The organism is Levilactobacillus muriae, assembly GCF_045862015.1.
GTDB classification, from domain to species: domain Bacteria; phylum Bacillota; class Bacilli; order Lactobacillales; family Lactobacillaceae; genus Levilactobacillus; species Levilactobacillus muriae.
Genome location: NZ_BAAFRU010000045.1, coordinates 1 through 4,426 on the forward strand (window position 1 = coordinate 1; position 4,426 = coordinate 4,426).

The 4,426-nt window shown below is 47.0% G+C and carries 4 protein-coding genes and 2 pseudogenes; 3 read left to right on the plus strand and 3 right to left on the minus strand.

Annotated features, from left to right (window positions below):
- The first annotated feature begins 264 nt into the window (after positions 1-264).
- Positions 265-630, plus strand: coding sequence for a hypothetical protein (locus ACKTSF_RS14125; protein ID WP_003580900.1), 366 nt, complete (start codon positions 265-267; stop codon positions 628-630).
- 153 nt (positions 631-783) lie between these two features.
- On the opposite strand, the gene ACKTSF_RS14130 is transcribed toward ACKTSF_RS14125, so the two are convergent.
- Both ACKTSF_RS14130 and ACKTSF_RS14135 read right to left on the minus strand, forming a co-directional pair.
- Positions 784-2,157, minus strand: a complete 1,374-nt coding sequence (locus tag ACKTSF_RS14130; RefSeq protein ID WP_104368221.1) for an MFS transporter — start codon at positions 2,155-2,157, stop codon at positions 784-786.
- Between the two features lie 39 nt (positions 2,158-2,196).
- Positions 2,197-3,726: a multicopper oxidase family protein gene (locus ACKTSF_RS14135; protein WP_076639171.1), complete on the minus strand. Its 1,530-nt coding sequence runs from the start codon at positions 3,724-3,726 to the stop codon at positions 2,197-2,199.
- A gap of 126 nt (positions 3,727-3,852) precedes the next feature.
- Here ACKTSF_RS14135 and ACKTSF_RS14140 point away from each other — a divergent pair, with 126 nt between their 5' ends.
- Both ACKTSF_RS14140 and ACKTSF_RS14145 read left to right on the plus strand, forming a co-directional pair.
- Positions 3,853-4,044, plus strand: a complete 192-nt coding sequence (locus ACKTSF_RS14140) for a hypothetical protein (RefSeq protein WP_101512242.1) — start codon at positions 3,853-3,855, stop codon at positions 4,042-4,044.
- A 128-nt stretch (positions 4,045-4,172) separates the two neighbouring features.
- A pseudogene (locus tag ACKTSF_RS14145) lies at positions 4,173-4,262 on the plus strand (cation transporter); the annotation flags it as partial.
- Between the two features lie 12 nt (positions 4,263-4,274).
- Here ACKTSF_RS14145 and ACKTSF_RS14150 read toward each other — a convergent pair.
- A pseudogene (locus ACKTSF_RS14150) lies at positions 4,275-4,426 on the minus strand (IS30 family transposase); the annotation flags it as partial.

Genomic DNA, 4,426 nt, shown 5'->3' on the forward strand with positions numbered 1-4,426 from the left:
GCGGAATAGAGGGCTTTTCTGAAATCAGTACATACAGGCTTTGCTTAGGAGCGTTGCTTGTGTCCATTTAGGACATACACAATCATATAACAATCAATCAATGCTGTCACTTAACTTACTCAAAAAAGCCACCCACCTCGTGATGAGATGAATGGCTTTTTGGTTGTGTGGTAGATTGTAAAATTAATCCGAACGCTGTTCGGATTAATTTTACAATCTACCATAACTGCTATACTAAAAGTGAAAAGAAGAGGAGTGATCGTTTTGAAATTGTATCAAAGCCTTACCCAAGTCCAAATCAACGAACAATTCGCTGGTCAAGCAACCGGCTACAAGCTTTCCACGACCCTTGATAAGCCGCTGAACTACGATCCAACGATTCTCTATCAGTATTTGGATACCGTCCTGAAACCGGGCAGTCGCCACGACGAAAACAACTTGCGCTACGTGACTGATCCGGGCTATATCGGCGAAAACTTTAATTACCAAAGCGTCCCGTTTACTTCGCACATGACCGAATTCGACGAGAAGATGGCCTTCGCACGCAAACTGGTGGCCGACCTTAATCGTCATTTATCTGTCAACATCAAACCGGAAGATGAAACTATCGAACTGGTCTTTGTTGACTAAAGCAACCGTGTTGCCCTCCTTTCCTAGTCGCGATGCTTCTCTCCTGATCATTTGCGGCTAAGTACCCAGTCAAGCATGCTTAGTTGCAACAAAAATGACCGTCTACTTTTTGGTAGGCGGTCATTTTTGTAGATGCAAAGCACGAATTCGCAGCTATACCGCTTTCTTCGCGACTTCCTTTGGTAACGTCAACGCCAACAGCAAGCCAATCAGGCCCACGCCAGCAAACACAGCGAAGGTAACAGCAAAACCGCCAGCATGACTTCGCAGCGTGGTTTGCATGCCATCCAACAACACTGTGGCGAACATGACACCGGCAGAACCAAATAACTGACGAGCCGTCGTCGTAACCGCAGTGCCGTCTGCCACGAGCTCATTCGGCAAAGCATTCGCGCCAGCCGTCACTGAAGGCATCATCACAAAGGCATTGCCGGCTTCAGTCGCCATCGCCAACATAATTGCCCCAATCAGCGGTAAATGATGGGCAAAGACTGCTAACAGACCAAAGCCGCCAGTAATCAACAACATGCCAATCATGGCCACAACACGCGGTCCAAAGCGATCCAGTAGGCGCCCGCTAATTGGATTCAAAATACTCAGCAACACCGCAGCTGGCACTAAGGACAAGCCAGAAATCAACGGTGACAAACCAAGTAGCGTTTGAAAGTAAAGCGGCATCAGGATAGTGGTGACAATCAAACCGACGTATGAAATTCCGGTCAGAAACACCGCTTTAGTAAACATACCAGTGGCAAAAACTCGCATTTGCAACATTGGTGGTTGGCGATTCAATTGCCGAACAACGAAAATACCAGCTGCCAGAACGCCTAAAATCAACAAACCAACCACGCCAACAGTTAAGCCTTTTTTCGACAAAGCACCCAAGGCATAAAGTAGAATTGGAAAACTTGCGGATAAAAGGAAGGACACCCAGTCCAGTTGCGTCGGTTGCAATGGCATGACAGACGCAATGGTCACCGTTGAAACGGCCAGCACAAGCAGCGAAACGACCAAGAAGAACAAGAATAAAGCCTGCCAAGGGAACCATGTCAGCAAAACACCGGAAATAATCGGACCGACTGCCAAGGCTGAGCCCATGACCAATCCCGCCGTGCCCATCACCCGACCACGCTCACTATGCGGCGTAATCGTCAGCAACACGGTCTGGAAACTCGGGAAAATAATCCCGACCGCAATCGCTTCAAACAACCGGCCAATCATGAGCACGGTAAAACTCGGTGCCCAGATACATAAGCCTGTCCCAATGGCAAAAATGAGTTCAATCGCTTGGAAAAGCCGTTGGAAAGTAACATTATGCAACAGCCATGGGCTAACCGGAATCATCAAGGTCATCACCAACATAAAGCCGGTTGTCAGCCAAGCAACTGTATCCGCTCCTAAACCAAAAGCCTTCATAAAAGCAGGATAAGCGGTGCTTAAAGAAGACTGAGAAATTGACATCGAAAAGGTACCTGTCAGTAACGTGGCGACAAAAGCCCCGCGATGTTTGATCGTTGGAGAGTGCATATTAAAATCATCTTTTTCTATATTAGTATTGTGGGACGTTTACATTTTCATTCCCATTTTTTCATAAGACTGCATACCGCCCATCCAAATCTCAGATGGTTTGACGCCACGTTCTTTAGCCAAGGCCATCATTAACGTATCCATATCCATCAATTTATATTCTTGCTTTGGCTTGGCTGGATCGAATGTTTCAATCTGTGCCATCATGCCGCCATCTTCGTGCTCAATGATATGGCAGTGATACATATAAACCCCTGGCAAATCAAAGCGAACCAGCAGCCGAACCGTTTCACCAGGATTCACGCCAATTGTATCTTTGAAACCATGTTCATTTGGATACGGCGCATGCCCATTCCGCGACAAGACTAAGAATTGGGTTCCATGCACATGGAATGGATGAACCATTCCAGGCGCATCATTGCTATTGGTAACATCCCAGTACTGGGCTTTGCCAATTGGTTGCGTGGCATCAATCCGCTGCATGGCAAACTTTTTACCATCAATCGCAACACCTTCGTCCATCCCCTGCATCACAACGTGGCGAACTGGCAAAGCCGGGTCAACCACTGGTGCCTTCACATCGAACAACTTATCAGGCAAGGTAGTCTGATCCGGTTTGAAAGCATGAATGCGGAACTTTAGCAATGGCACATCATCCGTATATAAGGTGACCTCGTCGCCTTCATGGTATTGGCCAAAATCAACAATCACTTCGGCACGCTCAGCACAAGTCAGCATCAAATGGGTAAATTTGACCGGCTCCGGTAACAGTGAGCCATCCCCGCCAATTTGCGTAAATGGCAGGTCATCGGAAAAATGCAACCGCCATTCACGGCGATTAGCACCATCCAGAAAACGCAACCGGACCTTTTGCGTGGTGACATCAAAATAGGGATTGATTGTACCGTTAATCATTGCAGTTGGCCCAGCAACACCGTCAGGATCATAATCAGCCCGGTAGTCCCACTGGTTGTTCTCATGAAAACGCCGGTCTTGCAAAATGACCGGAATATCGTCAACGCCATAGTTCCTTGGCAATGGCAGGCTGGCTTCATGGTCGTCTTTGACAATCACCATGGCAGCCAAACCATGCCAAACCTGCTCGGCTGTGGATGGGCACGGATGCGCGTGCAGCCACAAAGTCGTCGCCGGTTGTTCCAATGTGAAGTCGATATGCTTACTTTCACCCGGATAAACCGGCGCATGGCATCCGCCATCAACATAAGGGCCACTGACATTAGCCCCATGCCAATGAAAAGTGGTCAACTCAGGCAGGGTGTTTTTCAGTGTCACATGCGTATGCTGACCACGGCGATACACAATCGTCTGACCTAACAGACTGGTATTATAGCCCCACGTCTTGGTCTTCGCCCCAGGTAACAGTTGCGTTTCCCCAGCCTCTGCTGTCACCGTGTAATAAACGTCGGTCGCCGTCTCTTTATCCGGTTTCAACAACGGCGGCACATTTAAGGGCTTCTCAGGCGCATCACTGACCTCAAGCGGCACGTACCCGCCATCGTGGAGATCAAACGCTGGCTCATCAAAGAAATAGTCCGTATAAGTTTTCATCGTGATTTCCCCCTCTGACAAGAATTTTAACACTTTTTAGGGTTGCCATAAACATAATTTAGAATTAACCTAAAGTAGTATCGAAAAATGGTATAGGTCTTATCCATACACTTGAGGAGGATTTTCATGCAACAAATGTCGAAAATAATGGGCTGGCTCATGCTGGCGTTAAATGTGGTGCTGCTGATTCTAATTGGTACCATGCACAATATGGCAGCGATGTGGTTAATGGGTCTGATTATGACTTTGGACGCTGTGACAGGGTTAGTTGCCGCTTATCGGCCCCAGTCAAGTCAACAACACGCCCACCAGCACTAGTTTGTTAAAAAGTTGCTGCAAGACCTTTCATGGAGTCATTGATCGGCGTTATATGTTGATATATACATATGTTGAATATATCATGTGTCTGTACTTAGATGAACAGTCACATGAAAGAGGGTCGTTTAATGCAGCAACTGTCAATGACGCAGAAACAAACCATGACGTCAGCCTTACGGGTTGAATATTTTTCAACGGCATGGATGGCATTTGAGTGGTAGATTGCAAATTTAATCCGAATTTTTGGACAAATTGGTCAGCATAACCTGATACGGTGTTTGCCAGTCGAGTATTTTAAGCGGTCGCTGGTTAATTTGGAGTAACGTCGTCGTTAAATCTTGAGCACTAATGTGCTCAAAACGAGTCCCTTTAGGATAAAAAT